General features: G+C 44.3%; 1 protein-coding gene. It reads right to left on the reverse strand.

Annotated elements, in window-relative coordinates:
* The coding region (locus ASL19_RS11320) for a calcium-binding protein (protein ID WP_304437818.1) at positions 1-1228 on the reverse strand (1228 nt) is incomplete at both ends.

Consider the following 1228-nt stretch of genomic DNA (forward strand, 5'->3'; position numbering starts at 1 on the left):
TGGTTTCCCCATTGGCGAAGTTGACCGTAATTGAAGTGTTATTGTAGTCACCAGGTGCGATCGCCGGAGGCGCACCTTCGGTGTCCGCACTTCCATTACTAAGTGTTAAAGTAACACTAACCGCGCCATCACTTCCATTAATCCGCGCGAGGGTGATTGCGGTAACGGGGGTTTCATTCTCATTAATGGAGTAAGTCCCATTGCTAAATTGAATGACCCCTGGTACTGCGTCATTATCAATAATCGTCAGGGTGGCGGTTTGTCGGGTTCCTAATGTGGCGCCACCAGTTGGATTGGAAAGAGTTAAGTTGACGGTTTCTGTCGGTTCATAAATACTGTCGTCAATGAGCGGGATTGTCACCTTTTTACTGGTTTGTCCGTCAGCAAGGGTGACAGTAATGGGTGTATTTGTATAATCTTCTCCTGCGATCGCCGGAGGCGCACCTTCGGTGTTCGCACTTCCATTACTAGGGGTTAGAATAACGCTAACTTCCCCCTCGCTTCCATTAGTCCGAGTTAATGTAATATTCGCCGTTCCATTTTCGTTAACGGTGTAGTTACTGCTATTGAGGTTAATGATTCCCCGTTGCGGTAAATCATTGTTAACGTAGTTGAAGTAACTTCCTGTTAAACTGAGATTCAAGGTAGATGTACTTCTCAGAATAGCGATCAGCTCATCAGGCTCTAAGCCTGGTTTATTCAAGTATAATTGGGTATCCGAACCACTAACAAGTAGGCTATATTTACCACTTGTTCCTTGAAGCTGAATAATATCATTTACTGTAAAATCAGTAATCAGTGCGTAATCAGATGTATCTCCATTGTCATAATTGTCATATCCAACCCAATTCAAGTCGCCAAGGATGAATCTATCATTTCCTTGACCTCCCGTTAGGGTATCTACTTCGCCGCTTCCTGGAGTAGAGCTATTCCAATTGGCACCATTAATGATATCATTCCCATCTCCAGCATCTATGGTGTCGTTGCCATCTCCACCATTAATGGTGTCATCCCCATCTCCAGCAGTTATGATGTTATTTCCACCCCCACCAACTATGGTGTCATTGCCATCTCCAGCATTAATGATATCATCCTCATCTCCAGCAGTTATGATGTCATTCCCATCACCGCTATTAATGATGTTATTTCCACCCCCAGCAACTATGGTGTTATTGCCATCTCCACCATTAATGATATCATCGCCACTTCCGGTAATGATGTTATCCCC

This window comes from Cylindrospermopsis sp. CR12 (assembly GCF_001432185.1).
GTDB classification, from domain to species: Bacteria; Cyanobacteriota; Cyanobacteriia; order Cyanobacteriales; family Nostocaceae; genus Raphidiopsis; species Raphidiopsis raciborskii.